Annotated in this window: 14 protein-coding genes; 6 read left to right on the top strand and 8 right to left on the bottom strand. The window is 63.4% G+C overall.

The genetic code is table 11. The features are described from left to right. Positions 1-9: 9 nt before the first annotated feature. On the bottom strand, positions 10-600 hold the full coding sequence (locus DFP89_RS09720) for an RNA polymerase sigma factor (RefSeq protein WP_114349193.1): 591 nt from the start codon (positions 598-600) through the stop codon (positions 10-12). Between the two features lie 4 nt (positions 601-604). Continuing rightward, a complete protein-coding gene (locus tag DFP89_RS09715; RefSeq protein WP_114349192.1) occupies positions 605-751 on the bottom strand; it encodes a NepR family anti-sigma factor in 147 nt (48 codons plus the stop codon). 93 nt (positions 752-844) lie between these two features. Between DFP89_RS09715 and DFP89_RS09710 the strand changes: the two genes are divergently transcribed. Continuing rightward, on the top strand, positions 845-1,648 hold the full coding sequence (locus tag DFP89_RS09710) for a response regulator (RefSeq protein WP_114349191.1): 804 nt from the start codon (positions 845-847) through the stop codon (positions 1,646-1,648). Between the two features lie 55 nt (positions 1,649-1,703). On the opposite strand, the gene DFP89_RS09705 is transcribed toward DFP89_RS09710, so the two are convergent. After that, positions 1,704-2,294 (bottom strand): YdeI/OmpD-associated family protein, encoded by a 591-nt coding sequence (locus DFP89_RS09705; RefSeq protein WP_114349329.1) that lies wholly within the window; start codon positions 2,292-2,294, stop codon positions 1,704-1,706. 352 nt (positions 2,295-2,646) lie between these two features. Between DFP89_RS09705 and putP the strand changes: the two genes are divergently transcribed. The 4 genes from putP (at position 2,647) to DFP89_RS09685 (ending at position 8,448) form a co-directional block, all read left to right on the top strand. Then, on the top strand, positions 2,647-4,098 hold the full coding sequence (putP, locus tag DFP89_RS09700; protein ID WP_114349190.1) for a sodium/proline symporter PutP: 1,452 nt from the start codon (positions 2,647-2,649) through the stop codon (positions 4,096-4,098). A gap of 236 nt (positions 4,099-4,334) precedes the next feature. Further along, positions 4,335-6,485 carry a polyribonucleotide nucleotidyltransferase gene (pnp, locus tag DFP89_RS09695; protein ID WP_114349189.1) on the top strand — a complete coding sequence of 717 codons (2,151 nt, stop codon included), beginning with the start codon at positions 4,335-4,337 and terminating at the stop codon, positions 6,483-6,485. 83 nt (positions 6,486-6,568) lie between these two features. Then, positions 6,569-7,366 carry a hypothetical protein gene (locus DFP89_RS09690; RefSeq protein WP_114349188.1) on the top strand — a complete coding sequence of 266 codons (798 nt, stop codon included), beginning with the start codon at positions 6,569-6,571 and terminating at the stop codon, positions 7,364-7,366. Positions 7,367-7,464: 98 nt separating this feature from the next. Further along, positions 7,465-8,448: an acyltransferase family protein gene (locus tag DFP89_RS09685; RefSeq protein ID WP_114349187.1), complete on the top strand. Its 984-nt coding sequence runs from the start codon at positions 7,465-7,467 to the stop codon at positions 8,446-8,448. Positions 8,449-8,487: 39 nt separating this feature from the next. Here the strand turns inward: DFP89_RS09685 and DFP89_RS09680 are convergent, their stop codons facing one another. Then, entirely contained in the window at positions 8,488-9,150 is a 663-nt protein-coding gene (locus DFP89_RS09680) for a peroxiredoxin (protein ID WP_114349186.1), read from the bottom strand. Positions 9,151-9,316: 166 nt separating this feature from the next. Between DFP89_RS09680 and DFP89_RS09675 the strand changes: the two genes are divergently transcribed. Then, the gene (locus DFP89_RS09675; protein WP_114349185.1) at positions 9,317-10,768 is read left to right on the top strand and encodes an aldehyde dehydrogenase family protein; all 1,452 of its coding nucleotides are present in this window, start codon (positions 9,317-9,319) and stop codon (positions 10,766-10,768) included. 46 nt (positions 10,769-10,814) lie between these two features. Here the strand turns inward: DFP89_RS09675 and DFP89_RS09670 are convergent, their stop codons facing one another. From DFP89_RS09670 to DFP89_RS09655, 4 genes are all read right to left on the bottom strand, one after another. Beyond that, positions 10,815-12,482, bottom strand: a complete 1,668-nt coding sequence (locus DFP89_RS09670; RefSeq protein ID WP_114349184.1) for a calcium-binding protein — start codon at positions 12,480-12,482, stop codon at positions 10,815-10,817. Positions 12,483-12,564: 82 nt separating this feature from the next. Continuing rightward, the gene (locus DFP89_RS09665) at positions 12,565-13,881 is read right to left on the bottom strand and encodes a calcium-binding protein (protein ID WP_114349183.1); all 1,317 of its coding nucleotides are present in this window, start codon (positions 13,879-13,881) and stop codon (positions 12,565-12,567) included. A gap of 122 nt (positions 13,882-14,003) precedes the next feature. Then, entirely contained in the window at positions 14,004-14,621 is a 618-nt protein-coding gene (locus DFP89_RS09660; protein WP_114349182.1) for a calcium-binding protein, read from the bottom strand. Continuing rightward, positions 14,578-14,949, bottom strand: a 372-nt coding sequence (locus tag DFP89_RS09655; RefSeq protein WP_181870300.1) for a transposase, incomplete at its 5' end; no start/stop codon positions are given. The genes DFP89_RS09660 and DFP89_RS09655, both read right to left, overlap by 44 nt.

Below are 14,949 nucleotides of genomic sequence, written 5' to 3'. Positions count from 1 at the left end.
GGTCATCCCCTAGCGCATGACCGGGGCGTTCTGCGCCATCACCGCCAGCGTGGCGTGATCGGTCATTTCCAGCGCCTCGCCATCCTCCAGATGCAAAAGCTCGGCCAGACGGCGGCGGCCGCGATTGGCGCGCGACTTGACGGTGCCCACCGCGACGCCGGTCATCGAGGCGGCTTCCTCATAGGAAAAGCCCGAGGCGCCCACCAGGATCAGCGCCTCGCGCTGTTCGTCGGGAAGTTGCCCGAAGGCGACGCGGAAATCGTTCAGCGCCAGCCGGCCGTCATGATCGGGGCGGGTCGCCTGACGCGCGGCATGGATGCCATCGGTGTCGCTGACCTCGCGCCGGGTCTTGCGGCGGGCGGAATAAAAGGTGTTGCGCAGGATGGTGAACAGCCATGCCCGCAGGTTGGTGCCGGGCTGGAACTTGTCGATATGGGTCCAGGCCTTGACGATGGTGTCCTGCACCAGATCGTCCGCCGACGAGCCGTCACGGGTCAAAGACAGCGCGAAAGCGCGCAGCGCAGGCAAATGGTCGACCAGCTCATCGCGCGGATCAGCAGGGCCGGGACGGGCGCGTTGCGCCGGCTTCGGGTCGGTCATGCACTCACTCCTGCTCGCGCAGTTTGTCCAGCAGTTGCAGGAATCGGTCGGGGATCTGCTGGGAAGTTTCCTGTTCATAGACGCGCCGCAGATTCTCGTCGATCTGCTTTTCTATCGCGGCTCGTCTGCGTTCCTCACGCCCGGTATTCATTTTTTAGTTATTCCTGAAAATCTTGTGCGCACCCTGTCTAACCGATAGGTATCCGGTCAGGTTCCGTCTGACGACGTTTTTTTCGAGGAAGCCATGACCGCAGCTGATCTTGCCCAGTCCATCAGCCGGGAGCTGCCCTTCCTGCGCCGCTATGCGCGGGCGCTGACCGGCAGCCAGACCGCCGGCGACAATTACGCGGCCGCCACGCTGGAGGCCATTCTGAGCGATCGCAGCCTGATGGCGGGCGAGGAAACCCGCATCGCGCTGTTCCGCACGTTTCACGCCATCTGGCAAAGTTCGGGCCAGCCGGTCGAAACCGGCGCCGCCACCCCGCGCGAGGCGCGCGTGCAGGCGCATCTGCGCACGCTGACCCCGAACTCGCGCGAGGCGCTTTTGCTGCGCACCATCGAGGAACTGCGTTACGACCAGATCGCCGCCGTCATGCAATGCCCGCAATCCGAGGCCGAGCAGCTGGTCCAGATCGCGCTGGACGAAATGAGCCAGGCGGTGACCGGCAAGGTGATGATCATCGAGGACGAGACCATCATCGCCATGGACCTGAAGGGCATCGTGCAGGCCATGGGCCACGGCGTGACCGGCGTCGCCCGCACCCATCGCGCCGCGGTCGAACTGGCGCAGCGCGAGCGCCCGGACCTGATCCTTGCCGATATCCAGCTTGCCGACGGCTCGTCCGGGATCGATGCGGTCAATGAGCTTTTGGCCGATATGGGCGATCTGCCGGTGATCTTCATCACCGCCTTCCCCGAGCGGCTGCTGACCGGCGACCGGCCCGAGCCGGCCTTCCTGATCTCAAAACCCTATTCCGAGGAACAGGTCTGTTCCGCCGTCAGTCAGGCAATGTTCTTTGCCTCGACCGAGGGGCTGACAGTTTCGTAAGCCCCGCATTGCTGGCCCGGCAGGCCGGGGGTGCGGTGCGTGCCGAGCGCGCACCCTATGGGCGGTCGTGCATGCCTTTGCCGGCAAGAATCAGGGGCACGGCGCAGTCGATGCGGGTGGCGCGCGTCAGCGGCAATTTGGCCGAGGAAAAATGCAAAAGCCAGCCGCGCCGGCGGCCGGGCGTCAGCGCCTCGAAGGCCGATTGCAGTTCGGGGTCCTCTTCCAGCCGCTCGACCAGTTCTTCGGGATAGGCCAGATCGTCCTTGGCGAAATGGACGCGCAGGCCGGCTTTTTCGATCTCGATCGCCTCGTCGATATAGGCGCGCAGCACCGGCGCCAGTTCGGCGATGCGGGCGGTGTCGGTGAAATCCACCGTCCGGGACGAGCGTGAATTCGGCCCCGGCGCGTTCAGGATGCCCTTGGGGTCCGTCAGCAGCACGCCCTTGAAAAAGCCCAGCGTGCAGCGATCCTTGAACGCCCAGAGGATGCAGACATTGTGATCCCCATAGGTATAGACCGGGGCGCGCCACTTGAAATCCTCGGTCAGGGGGCTGGCGTGCAGAAGCGCGCGAAGGGCCAGAACCTCATCGCGCCAGGTCTCGATTTCGGCGAAATGTTCAGCCAGTTCGGTGGTCGTGTCGGACATGATGCGCAGGTCCTCGGGCGGGGGGCGGTCATCTGCCGCCAAGGCTATCTGATCGACGGACGTCAGGCCAGTTATCCACGTCATCATGACGCTGGGTCAGCAGAAAAAGATGGATTCGCCGCGGGCGATGCCGGGGCGGATCGGCGACCGATTCCGTGGAACCGGCGCGAATGCTGCTCTGGCGGATTGGCTAAATTTTCCAGATTCGTAGTCATTTCGGATTTCTGAAGCCTGTTTATAGGCGAATCGACCAAATTCGGCTCGCCTCTGGGGAAAGCGGCAATTCTCCTTTCGTTTTTATAAGGTTTTATGACAGAAGCCGCACAAATTCGTGAAGATTGGAGGAGTACATATGGACACCGGAGTCTGGATCAGCCTTTCGGCCTATTTCCTGTTGATGCTGGCCATCGGCGTTTACGCCTGGAAGAAATCGACCTCGAATTCCGAGGAATACATGCTGGGCGGCCGCAACCTGTCGCCTTCGGTCGCGGCGCTGTCGGCGGGTGCCTCGGACATGAGCGGCTGGCTGCTTCTGGGTCTGCCGGGCGCGCTGTTCGTCTCGGGCCTGTCGCAAAGCTGGATCGGCATCGGTCTGGTGGTCGGCGCCTGGCTGAACTGGCTGATCGTCGCCCCGCGCCTGCGCCAGCAGACCGAGGATTATGACAACAGCCTGACCATCCCGGGCTTTCTGGGCAATCGCTTTCCCAGCCAGGCGGTGCTGCTGCGCATCGTCTCGGCCATCATCATCGTGGTGTTCTTCGCGGTCTATACCGCCTCGGGTCTGGTCGGCGGCGGCAAGCTGTTCGCCAGCGCCTTTGGCGGCGATTACATGACCGGCGTTCTGGTCACGCTGGGCGTGGTCCTGGTCTATACGGTCATGGGCGGCTTTCTGGCCGTCAGCCTGACCGACTTCGTGCAGGGCTGCATCATGATGCTGGCGCTGGTGATCATGCCCATCGTGATCCTGACCACGCAGGGCGGCGCTGGCGTGGATCAGGCGGCCGAGCGGCTGACCAATGTCGATCCGGATTACCTGTCGATGTTCAAGGGCGTGACCTTTCTGGGCTGGCTTTCGGCGGTGGCCTGGGGTCTGGGCTATTTCGGCCAGCCCCATATCATCGTGCGCTTCATGGCCGTGCGCAGCGTCAAGGATGTCCCGACCGCCCGCCGCATCGGCATGAGCTGGATGATCATCTCGCTGATCGGCGCGGTGGCCGTGGGCGTCTTTGGCCGCGCCTATGCGCTGCGGACCGGGCTGGACGTGGCCGACCCGGAAACCATCTTCATCATCCTGTCGGACCTGCTGTTCCATCCGCTGGTGACCGGTTTCCTTTACGCCGCGCTGCTGGCCGCGATCATGTCGACGGTGTCGAGCCAGCTTCTGGTCGCCTCGTCCTCGCTGACCGAGGACATCTATCGCACCGTCTTCAAGCGCGGCGCGACCGAGCGTGAACTGGTCAATGTCGGACGTCTGGCCGTGCTTGCCGTGGGCGGGGTCGCGGTGATCATCGCCTCGAACCCGGATTCGCAGGTTCTGGGGCTGGTCGCCAATGCCTGGGCCGGGTTCGGCGCGGCCTTTGGTCCACTGATCATCCTGGCCCTGACCTGGAAACGGATGACCGGCGCCGGCGCCGTGGCCGGGCTGATCGTGGGCGCGGTGGTCGTGATCGTCTGGATTGCCGCCGGTCTCAGCAGCACGCTTTACGAGATCGTCCCGGGCTTTGTCGCCTCGTGGATCGCCATCGTTCTGGTCAGCCTCAACACCCCCGACCGGGGCGAATACCGGGCGCCGAAAAACGCCTGAGCCGGGGCGCTTTTCCCAGCTTTCGCGCCCGTCCCGAAAGGGGCGGGCGTTTTCATTCCGGCGGGTCGCGGGCGGGTCAAAACACTTCCCAAACTCCGACTTTTGCTGTATGGCCCCCCAATCTGCGACGTGAAGCCCGCGCCTCCGGGGCTACGCAAAGGACAGGGGGCTGCGGCAATGGGGCCGCGATATGACAGGGGCGGCCAGAGGGCTGGCGCGCACCCAGAGGACATCAGATGCATTTTGACGAAGTGAAGAAATCCATCCAGTGGGGTCAGGAAACGCTGACGCTGGAAACGGGCAAGGTTGCGCGTCAGGCCGACGGCTCGGTCATCGCCACGCTGGGCGAAACCAGCGTCATGGCCAACGTGACTTTCGCGAAAGAACCCAAGCCGGGTCAGGACTTTTTCCCGCTGACCGTTCACTACCAGGAAAAATACTATGCCGCCGGCAAGGTTCCGGGCGGCTTTTTCAAGCGCGAGGCGCGCCCGACCGAGAAAGAGACGCTGACCGCGCGTCTGATCGACCGTCCCTGCCGCCCGCTTTTCGCCCCCGGCTTCAAGAACGAAGTTTTGGTGATGTGCACCGTGCTGTCGCACGATCTGGTCAATGATCCCGACATCGTCGCGATGATCGCCGCCTCGGCCGCGCTGACCATTTCGGGCGTGCCCTTCATGGGTCCGATCGGCGCCGCGCGCGTCGGTTTCGTGAACGGCGAATACGTGCTGAACCCCGAGGTTCAGGACATGGACCAGCTGCGCCAGAACCCCGAGCAGCGTCTGGATCTGGTCGTCGCCGGCACCAAGGACGCCGTGATGATGGTCGAATCGGAAGCCTATGAGCTGACCGAGGAAGAGATGCTGGGCGCCGTGAAATTCGGTCATGACGCCATGCAGCCGGTCATCGACCTGATCATCGATCTGGCCGAAGCCGCCGCGAAAGAGCCCTTCAACTTCCAGTCGCCCGATTACAGCGCGCTTTATGCCCGCGTGAAATCGCTGGGCGAGGCCGACATGCGCGCGGCTTACGCGATCAAGGACAAGGCCGACCGTCAGGACGCCGTGGCCGCCGCGAAAGCCAAGGTCAAGGAAAGCCTGACCGAGGAAGAACTGGCCGATGCGAATCTGGGCTCGGCGCTGAAAAAGCTGGAATCGGGCATTCTGCGCGGTGACATCATCAACGGCGGCGCCCGCATCGACGGCCGCGACACCCGCACCGTCCGCGCCATCGACAGCGAAGTCGGCATCCTGCCGCGCACCCATGGTTCGGCGCTGTTCACCCGCGGTGAAACGCAGGCGCTGGTCGTGACCACGCTGGGCACCGGCGATGACGAACAGATCATCGACGCGCTGCATGGCAACTTCCGCTCGAACTTCCTGCTGCATTACAACTTCCCGCCCTATTCGGTCGGCGAAGTTGGCCGCGTGGGTTCGCCCGGCCGCCGCGAAATCGGCCATGGCAAGCTGGCATGGCGCGCGCTGCAGGCGGTTCTGCCGGCGGCGACGGACTTCCCCTATACCATCCGCGTCGTTTCCGAGATCACCGAGTCGAACGGCTCGTCCTCGATGGCTTCGGTCTGCGGCGGCTCGCTGTCGATGATGGATGCGGGCGTTCCGCTGAAGGCACCGGTGGCTGGCGTCGCCATGGGCCTGATCCTGGAAGATGACGGCAAATATGCGGTCCTGACCGACATTCTGGGTGACGAAGATCACCTGGGCGACATGGACTTCAAGGTTGCCGGCACCGCGAACGGCATCACCAGCCTTCAGATGGACATCAAGGTTGCGGGCATCACGCCGGCGATCATGGAGCAGGCTCTGGCGCAGGCCAAGGACGGCCGCATGCACATCCTGACCGAGATGGGCCACGCCCTGACCGAAGGCCGCCGCGAGTTCAGCGCCCATGCCCCGCGCATCGAGACGATGAACATCCCGACCGACAAGATCCGTGAAGTGATCGGCTCGGGCGGCAAGGTCATCCGCGAGATCGTCGAGGTTTCGGGCGCCAAGGTCGATATCAGCGACGACGGCACCATCAAGATCGCCTCGGCCAATGCCGATTCGATCAAGAAGGCCTATGACATGATCTATTCGATCGTGGCCGAACCCGAAGAGGGCAAGGTCTATACCGGCAAGGTCGTGAAACTGGTCGATTTCGGCGCCTTCGTGAACTTCTTCGGCAAGCGCGACGGTCTGGTCCATGTGTCCCAGATCGCCAACAAGCGCCTGAACCATCCCAATGAGCTGCTGAAGGAAGGCCAGGAGGTCAAGGTCAAGCTTCTGGGCTTTGACGACCGTGGCAAGGTCCGCCTTGGCATGAAGATGGTCGATCAGGAGACCGGCGAGGAAGTCGCCCCCGAGAAGAAGGAAGAAGCGCAGGCCGAATGATCGGTCAGGCTTCTTGAGTTTTTGGGCCGGCCCGGCGATGTTCGGGCCGGCCTTTTCATTCGGACCGGGGATCGGGGGTAACGATGCGCAATTCACTGGCGACGCTGTGGGTCGGCGAAAGGCTGGGCCCGATCGAGTTGGCCTCGGTCGAAAGTTTCCTGCGCATGGGCAACCCGCTGACGGTCTATAGCTATGCGCCCATCGTGAATCTGCCGCCGGGCGTTCAGGCCCGCGACGCCAATGAGGTGTTCCCGGCCCGCAAGATCGCGACCTATGCGCGCGAGGGCTCGCCCTCGCTGCATTCGAATTTCTTCCGCTTTGCCTTGATGCGGAATACCGACCATACTTGGGTCGATCTGGACATGATCGCGCTGCAGCCCTTTGATTTTCAGGGCGACCGGATTTACGGCTATGAAAAGGCCGATCAGGTGAATTGCGCCGTGCTGCGGCTGCCAAAGGATTCGCCCGTTCTGGCCGATCTGTCAAAGCTGACGGCGGAAACTCGGGGCGTCGCGCCGCATATTCAGGGTCTGCGGCGGCTGAAATATTGGGTCAAGACGCTGGGGCGCGGCGTGCCGATCGACCGCTGGCCATGGGGCTCGACCGGGCCGCGCGCCCTGACCGCCTATCTGCGCCAGCATGATGAGCTGAAATACGCCCTGCCGCTTGAGGTGCTTTACCCGATCCTGACTGCCGATTGCCGGCGCTTTGTCACGCCGGGCGACCTGACCGATGCCAGCTTCGGCCCGAATACCAAGGCGGTTCATCTGACCGCCAGCAATATCAACAAGATCCTGAAAGCCGAAAACAACGGCCAGATCCCCGAGGACAGTTTTCTGGGCCATCACGTCGCGCGGGCCAGGGCGGCGGGTTTCCTTTAGACCCGGCAAGGTCCCGCCTGCGGCGGCGCGAGATGCTTGCCGCGACTGGCGCGCGCGGGGTATGGGGGCGCGTGTTTGTGTAATAGGTCTGCGTTCCGATGTTCCAGAACGTCCAGCTTTTGCGCGGCATCGCTGCTGCCATGGTGGTGATGTACCATGCCGTGCCGTGGTTGCCCTTCGATCCCGCCGCGCCGCCACTGATCCAGCGCATCTTTGACCTTTGGGGAAAAAGCGGCGTCGATCTGTTCTTCGTGATCTCGGGCTTCGTGATCATGTATTCGCAATCGCGGGCGCAACGGCCCTTCGGGGCCTTTCTGCGTGACCGCGCCCTGCGCATCCTGCCGCTTTACTGGCTGCTGACGGCGACTTTCATGGTGCTGCTGCTGGCGCTGCCGAACTCATTCGCGGGCCAGCCGCCGGTGACGGCCGAACGAGTCCTGCTGTCCTTTGGCATGGTGAACTGGCTGTTGCTCAGGGAATGGCCGATCCTGTTCGTGGGTTGGACGCTGGAATACGAGGCGCTGTTCTATCTGCTTTTCGCGCTGGCCAGCCTGATCCTGCCCTTGCGCCGGGTGGCATGGGTGCTGGGCCCGGTGCTGGCGCTCATGGCGGCCATGGGCTGGGTCGAGGATATGGTGCTGGAATTTGTCGCCGGCATGCTGATCGCGCGGCTACGGATATCGCGCAGCCATCTGCCCTATGCGGGGGTGATCCTTGCGCTGGGCTTGGTCCTGTTCCTGCTGCCGATCCTTGGCACGCCGGTGGCGCCGCGCAGCCTTTATCTGGGCATCCCCTCGGCGATGATCGTGCTGGGGGCGGTGTTCTTGCCGCAGGTCAGGTCGCGGATCGGCGGCTATTTCGGCGCGGCCTCCTATTCGATCTATCTGGGGCAGGTCTTTGCGCTGCCGGTTGCCTATCGGGCGGTGCAGAAGCTCATGCCCGATGCCGGATATGACCTGAAGGTTCTGGCCATGGGCGCAATCGGCATCGCCTTGGGGTGCCTGCTTTATTCGGTGATCGAACAGCCGATGACGCGCTGGCTGCGCAGCCGCATGCAGGCGGGAGGTCGCGTCCCGGCTTGATGCGGTGCCGCCGCGCCCCGAAAGGCGCGGCGGGCCGGATCAGGCGCGCCTGGGGTCGCGGGCAAAGCGCAGATAGGGCAGTTTCTTGTCCAATTGCCCGTATTTCGCCTCGGCCGCCGCGTCGTCCAGCGCCAGTGCCACGATCACGTCCTGACCGGGAACCCAGTTCGCGGGCGTGGCCAGCGGCACGCCATCGGTCGCCTGCACCGCGTCCAGCGCCCGCAGGATCTCGGCGAAATTGCGGCCGACCGACATCGGATAGGTCATGGTCAGCCGCACCTTCTTGTCCGGCCCGATGATGAAGACCGTGCGCACGGTCGCCGAATGGGCGGGGGTGCGGCCCTCGGCCGGCAGGTAGTATTCGGCGGGCAGCATGTCATAGGCCTTGGCCACGGTCAGCTGCGTGTCGTCGATGATGGCGAAATTCGCGGGGACACCGGCGACGGTTTCAATGTCGCGCTTCCATTTGCCGTGATCCTCGACCGAATCGACCGAGACGCCCAGGACCTTGGTGCCGCGCTTTTCGAATTCCGGGATCAGTTGCGCCACGGTGCCGAATTCGGTGGTGCAGACCGGGGTAAAGTCGCGCGGATGCGAAAACAGGATAGCGTAGCTGCCGTCAAGCCAGTCGTGAAAGCGGATCTCGCCCTCGGTCGAGTTGGCGGTGAAATCGGGGGCGATATCGTTGATGCGCAGGGACATGGCGCGCGGTCCTTTCGGTGATTTGCGGCGCCAAGATAGTCATGGCGGCGCGATTGTCCAACACGATCTGTTAGGTCGTGATAAACACGATCCCGCGCCCATGGGTTGAAGCCCGGCCCCTGCGGTGCCAGTTTGCGGCCAGCACACAGACCTTGGGAGGGTTCGGATGAGCGGACTGGCGGACAAGCGCAAATTCTACATCGACGGGCAATGGGTTGATCCGGTCGTGGCCCGTGACCTTGAGGTCATCGACCCCTCGACCGAGGAGGCCGTGGCGGTGATCTCGCTGGGGGATCAGGCGGATACGGATGCGGCGGTGGCGGCGGCCAAGGCGGCATTCCCGGCATGGGCGGCAACGCCCCCGGCCGAGCGGCTGGCCTATGTGGAAAAGATCCTTGCGATCTATCAGCGCCGGGCGCCGGACATGGCCCGCGCGATCACCGATGAAATGGGCGCCCCGCAGGACATGTCGCTGGGCGACCAGACCGGCGCCGGCGAATATCACATCCAGACCTTCATCGACGCCTTCCGCAATTTTGAGTTCATCCGCCCGCTGCGCCCCGACACCCCCACCGCCATGGTCGCGTGGGAGCCGATCGGCGTGATCGGCCTGATCACGCCCTGGAACTGGCCGATGAACCAGGTCACGCTGAAGGTCATCCCGGCCATCCTGGGTGGCAATACTGTGGTCCTGAAACCCAGCGAGATCGCGCCGCTGTCCTCGGTCGTCTGGAGCGAGATCGTGGACGAGGCCGGCTTGCCGCCGGGCGTCTATAACATGGTGAATGGCGACGGGCCGGGCGTCGGCGCCCAGCTTTCCGTGCATCCCGATGTGGACATGATCAGCTTTACCGGCTCGACCCGCGCCGGCATCGCCATCACCAAGGCCGCCGCCGACACGGTCAAGAAAGTGGCGCTGGAACTGGGCGGCAAGGGCGCGAACCTGATCTTTGCCGATGCCGATCCGCAAGCGGTCGAGCGCGGCGCGCGGCATTGCTTTTACAACAGCGGCCAGTCCTGCAACGCCCCGACGCGGATGCTGGTCGAACGCTCATTCTACGAAACTGCCGTCGAGCAGGCCCGCAAGGTGGCCGAGGACACGCCCGTCGCCACCGCCCATCAGCCCGGCCGCCATATCGGGCCGGTGGTCAGCAAGCTGCAATGGGACCGCATTCAGGAGCTGATCCAGAAAGGCATCGACGAGGGCGCGCGTCTGGTCGCCGGCGGCCCCGGCCTGCCCGAAGGCGTCAATCGCGGCTATTACGTCCGCCCGACGGTCTTTGCCGATGTGAACAATGACATGAGCATCGCCAAGCAAGAGATCTTTGGCCCGGTGCTGTCGATCATCCCCTTTGATACCGAGAAAGAGGCGCTCGGCATCGCCAATGACACGATCTATGGCCTGACCAACTACGTCCAGACGCAGGACGGCGCCCGCCGCAACCGGCTGGCCCGCCAGCTTCGCGCCGGCATGATCGAGACGAATGGCCAAAGCCGCGCCCGTGGCTCGGCCTTCGGGGGCGTCAAGGCCTCGGGCCGCGCGCGCGAGGGCGGCGTCTGGGGGCTTGAGGAGTTCATGGACAGCAAGCAGATCAGCGGCTGGGACGCTGACGCCTGATCAGGGCGAAAGGCTGCGGTGAGGACAGACCGCACCGCAGCCATGGTCAGAGCTTGAGACAGTCTTGCGTGATATCGCTGGTGCGGGTGTTCAGCAGCAGCACCTCGAAATCCGCCACCGCATCGCCGTCGTGATCGAGCCGGAGCAGCGTATTGCTGCCTTGCGCAACAGCCCAGACGCCATAGGCACTGGCCGTTTCCCCGCTCCAACTGAAACGGGGGGCGGAGTCTTCGCGCAGCCAGAAAAGGCTGATTTCGTCGTCCTGGCTGTTGAAGTCGACGATGATATCACGCCCTGCTCCGACCGTGCTCTCGCTGACCTCATAGAACTCGAACATATCGCTACCCGCGCCACCATGGAGGCGGTCGGTTCCCGCACCGCCCTCAACCCTGTCGTTGCCATTGCCGCCAAACAGGGTGTCGTTCCGCGCACCGCCCGAGACCCAGTCATTGCCGTCATCCCCGGAAAGCCAGTCGCTCGCGGCGAAGCTTGCCATAGTATCGTTTCCTGCGCCGCCATTCATGGTCGCGCTTCCGCTTCCCCTGCCAGAGTAGCCGCCAAAGTAATCGTTGCCGTCATCGCCGTTCAGCGTCGAATTTCCGCTGCCGCCGCTAAGTTGATCGTCATCACTCCCGCCCGAGACCAAGCAACGGCCTCCTCCGGCGCTGAGAGTGTCTTTGCCGCTCCCGCCGCTGAGCAGGCTGTTACCGTATCCCGCGTTCAGCCAGTCGTTTCCGGCCCCCCCGATCAATGTCTCGCTGCTGCTGGAAAGGATGTTCCTGGACCAGAGGCGATCATTGCCGTTGCCGCCATCCAGAAGGGTTCTCATTCCAACTGCAAGAAGTTCATCATCCCCCTCGGCGCCGATAAGGGTGCAGTTGCCGCCATAGGCGTCGAGGGCGTCGTTTCCGTAGCCGCCATGCAGGATCGAGTCTGCATTTCTGCTCGAGAGCCTGTCATTACCAAGCTCGCCATAAAGAAAATTGACCCCAGTCGTGACAGAAAGGACATCTGTCCCCGCACCACCCTGCAGGGTGGTGTTGCCACCCGTGGTGTACAGGAGGTCGTCTCCGTCTCCGCCGTTCAGAAGGTCGTCGACCATGGACCAGATTGTGTCGTTTCCGGCACCGCCGAACAGGCTGTCCGCACCCTCGTCGCCCCCAAGAGAGTCGTTCCCCAAGTCACCGTAAAGCGTGTCATTGCCGCGGCCGCCCGTGATCGTGTCATTGCCGTCACCGCCCGAGGCATGGTCATTGCCGTATCCGCCAAGGACGATGTCGTCGCCCTCGTGGCCAAGCAGCCTGTCGTCGCCATTTTCGCCCGAGATCGAGTCATTGCCCGGCTCGCCCATGAGATAGTCGTTGCCGTCATTGCCGAAGAGGGAATCGTTGTCGTTGCCGCCGCGGAACGTGTCATTTCCGGTCTCGCCGAAAAGCCTGTCGTGACCGTTGTCGCCGTAAAGCACGTTGTTGCCGGCACCGCCATAAAGCGAGTCGTTGCCGCCACCGCCATAAAGCCAGTCATCACCAAGGCCGCCATAAAGCCAGTCATCGCCAAGGCTGCCATACAGCCAGTCGTTGCCGTCCTCGCCCCACAGGGTGTCGTTGCCAAGATAGCCATTGAGCGTGTCATTGCCGGCACGGCCGAAAAGCAGATCCGCCGCAATGCCGCTGTTGATCACTTCGCTTAGATTGGTGCCGATGATCCTGACCATATATGTGCCTCGTTAACTGGACTGACCGGTTCTATCATGTCGATCTGTGGGGCGCGGGCAATGTTTCGCATGGCGCCCGCGATCAGAAGGTGAAATCGTCTCGCGTCACTGCGGTGGTGCCGGCCAGAAGCAGTTCGAAATCGGCCACGGCGTCGCCGTTGGTATCGGCGCGGACCAGCGTATTGTTGCCCAGGGTGACAAGCCAGAATCCGTATGCCGCCGATGCGCGGCTCCATTCAACGTGATCGAGACCAGAGATGTGGATGATGTCGGATCGGCTGTTGAAATCGTGGATGACGTCGCGACCGGTGCCGGCGGTGCTGTCGCTGGCGTTCGAGAAGTAGAAGCTGTCCTGCCCGGCGCCGGAATAAAGCTGGTCGGTCCCGGCCCCCCCGTTCAATCTATCGTCGCCAGCGCCCCCGATGAGGGTGTCATTGCCGCCATATCCGTAGATCCTGTCGTTTCCGTCGCCGCCAAACAGCCGGTCCTGCCCGCTCCCGCCGCTCAGGTTGTCATTGCCGGCCTCGCCAAGGAAGATGGCATCTGAGGTGCCGGCGCTTGTAAAGGCGTCATTGCCGGCCCCGCCTCTCATGGTGGTGTTGCCGCTGGAAAAAAGGAACCAATCGTCGCCCTCGCCGCCAAGAAACAGGCCCGTGCCGCCCCCGTAACAGCTCAGGCTGTCATTGCCCGCGCCGCCGTTGAGGGTGCCGTTGCCGTTGGACAGGGAAAGCCGGTCGTTGCCATTGTCCCCGTACAGGACGGCTTGCCCGTTGTCGCAGGAAAGATTGTCATTGCCCTCGCCGCCGCTCAGGAGGTTGTGCCCCCCGGTTGCGGTTGAGGACAGGTTGTCATCGCCATCGCCGCCGAAGGCGCGGCTGTTGCCATCGCTGCCGAAGATGTGGATGTTGTCATGACCGCTCTGGCCATAGAGGCGGTCGTTGCCGCCTGCGTTTGTCAGCCAGTCGTCGCCAAGGCCGCCGAGAATCTCGTCATTGCCAAGGCCGCTGCTCAGCGTGTCGTGCCCGATGCCGCCATCGATCCTGTCGTCGCCATCGCCGCCGACAAGCCGGTCATCGCCGTCCTCGCCATAAAGCCGGTCATTGCCTTCGCCGCCAATGAGTTGATCGTCGCCTTCGCCACCTTCAGCGCTATCGTTGCCGTTGCCCCCGAACAGGCTGTCGTCGCCCGCGTCGCCATAAAGCGTGTCGTCGCCATCATCGCCGGACAGCGTGTCATTCTCGGCATTCGCAACAAGCTCGTCATCGCCAAGACCCCCGGCCAGAACATCCGCGCCCAGGCCCGCATAGATCGTGTCATTGCCGCCGCGGCCATAGAGGAAATCCGCAGAGATTGCGCCGTATATCGTTTCGCCAAGATCGGTGCCGGTGATGGTGACCATGGATATGTCTCGTTAGTTGAACGGGTTGATGTGACGAAGCCGCCCCGGATGGGAAAGCAGGTGTTTTCCGCCCCATTGGCACTGGCACAGGCTCGGGCCTGGCCGGTGCCGCCTGGCGGCGGTCAGATGATGAAATTGTCCTCGGTCACGCCGGTGGTGCCGGCCAGCAGCAGCTCGAAATCGGCCACGGCATCGCCGGTCGTATCGGCGCGCACCAGCGTGTTGTTGCCAAGCGCGAGGATCCAGACGCTATAGGCTGCCGCCGAGGTGCCGTTCCAGAACGGGATGCTGACCATGAAGTCGAACATTTCATAAAGCTGGATCGTGTCGTATTGGGTGTCGAAATCATGGATGACGTCGCGCGCCGCGCCGACCGCGCTGTGGCTTGCCTCGCGGAAGACGATCGTGTCCCCTCCCTCGCCGGAATAGATCCGGTCGGTGCCCTCCGCGCCTTCTATGCCGTCATTGCCATCCTCGCCATCGCAGTGGTCGTCGCCATTGCCGCCGCTCATGTAATCATTTCCGGCGCCGCCGATCAGGCTGTCATGGTTGTTATAGCCGTATAGCCGGTCGTTGCCGTCGCCGCCAAAAAGGCGCCCCTCGTCCCTGCCGCCCCAAAGCGTGTCATTGCCGACGCCGCCATAGAGCCAGTCGGCACCATCCCCGGAGATATGCTCGAAAGTTGGTGACGCTTGATCAGGCGGCAGCTTGAATGTGGCGGACGCCGTCGCGGAACTCAACCCCGCTGATGACCTCTGGCAGGCGGTTCCGGCCGTCGAGCCTCCGCCATTTCTTCTGCGCCGACATCATCAGCCGGAAGGCCATGGCGAGCCCGGTCTTTCGGCTCAGGCAGCCCTTGGTTCGCCGGGTGCGGTGCCGGACGGTGGCGAAGGTGCTCTCGATCGGATTTGACGTCCGGATATGTTTCCAGTGCTCGGCCGGATAGTCGTAGAGGGTCAGCAGCTCCGCGCGATCCTTGACCAGCTTGGCCACCGCCTTGTCCCATTTCACGCCGTAGGTTTCGACGAAGAAGTTGAAGGCGACGTTGGCTTCGGCCTTTGTCCCGGC

It is taken from the genome of Paracoccus lutimaris (assembly GCF_003337565.1).
Lineage (GTDB): Bacteria > Pseudomonadota > Alphaproteobacteria > Rhodobacterales > Rhodobacteraceae > Paracoccus > Paracoccus lutimaris.
This window is presented reverse-complemented; position numbering and strand designations above follow the sequence as displayed.

Bases quoted from the DNA above. Each gene is read 5' to 3' on its own strand.
- DFP89_RS09680 (WP_114349186.1), bottom strand. From the start codon at position 9,150: ATGTCCCTGCGCATCAACGATATCGCCCCCGATTTCACCGCCAACTCG.
- DFP89_RS09705 (WP_114349329.1), bottom strand. From the start codon at position 2,294: ATGTCCGACACGACCACCGAACTGGCTGAACATTTCGCCGAAATCGAG.
- DFP89_RS09720 (WP_114349193.1), bottom strand. From the start codon at position 600: ATGACCGACCCGAAGCCGGCGCAACGCGCCCGTCCCGGCCCTGCTGAT.
- putP (WP_114349190.1), top strand. From the start codon at position 2,647: ATGGACACCGGAGTCTGGATCAGCCTTTCGGCCTATTTCCTGTTGATG.
- DFP89_RS09675 (WP_114349185.1), top strand. From the start codon at position 9,317: ATGAGCGGACTGGCGGACAAGCGCAAATTCTACATCGACGGGCAATGG.
- DFP89_RS09715 (WP_114349192.1), bottom strand. From the start codon at position 751: ATGAATACCGGGCGTGAGGAACGCAGACGAGCCGCGATAGAAAAGCAG.
- DFP89_RS09670 (WP_114349184.1), bottom strand. From the start codon at position 12,482: ATGGTCAGGATCATCGGCACCAATCTAAGCGAAGTGATCAACAGCGGC.
- DFP89_RS09665 (WP_114349183.1), bottom strand. From the start codon at position 13,881: ATGGTCACCATCACCGGCACCGATCTTGGCGAAACGATATACGGCGCA.
- DFP89_RS09685 (WP_114349187.1), top strand. From the start codon at position 7,465: ATGTTCCAGAACGTCCAGCTTTTGCGCGGCATCGCTGCTGCCATGGTG.
- DFP89_RS09690 (WP_114349188.1), top strand. From the start codon at position 6,569: ATGCGCAATTCACTGGCGACGCTGTGGGTCGGCGAAAGGCTGGGCCCG.
- DFP89_RS09710 (WP_114349191.1), top strand. From the start codon at position 845: ATGACCGCAGCTGATCTTGCCCAGTCCATCAGCCGGGAGCTGCCCTTC.
- pnp (WP_114349189.1), top strand. From the start codon at position 4,335: ATGCATTTTGACGAAGTGAAGAAATCCATCCAGTGGGGTCAGGAAACG.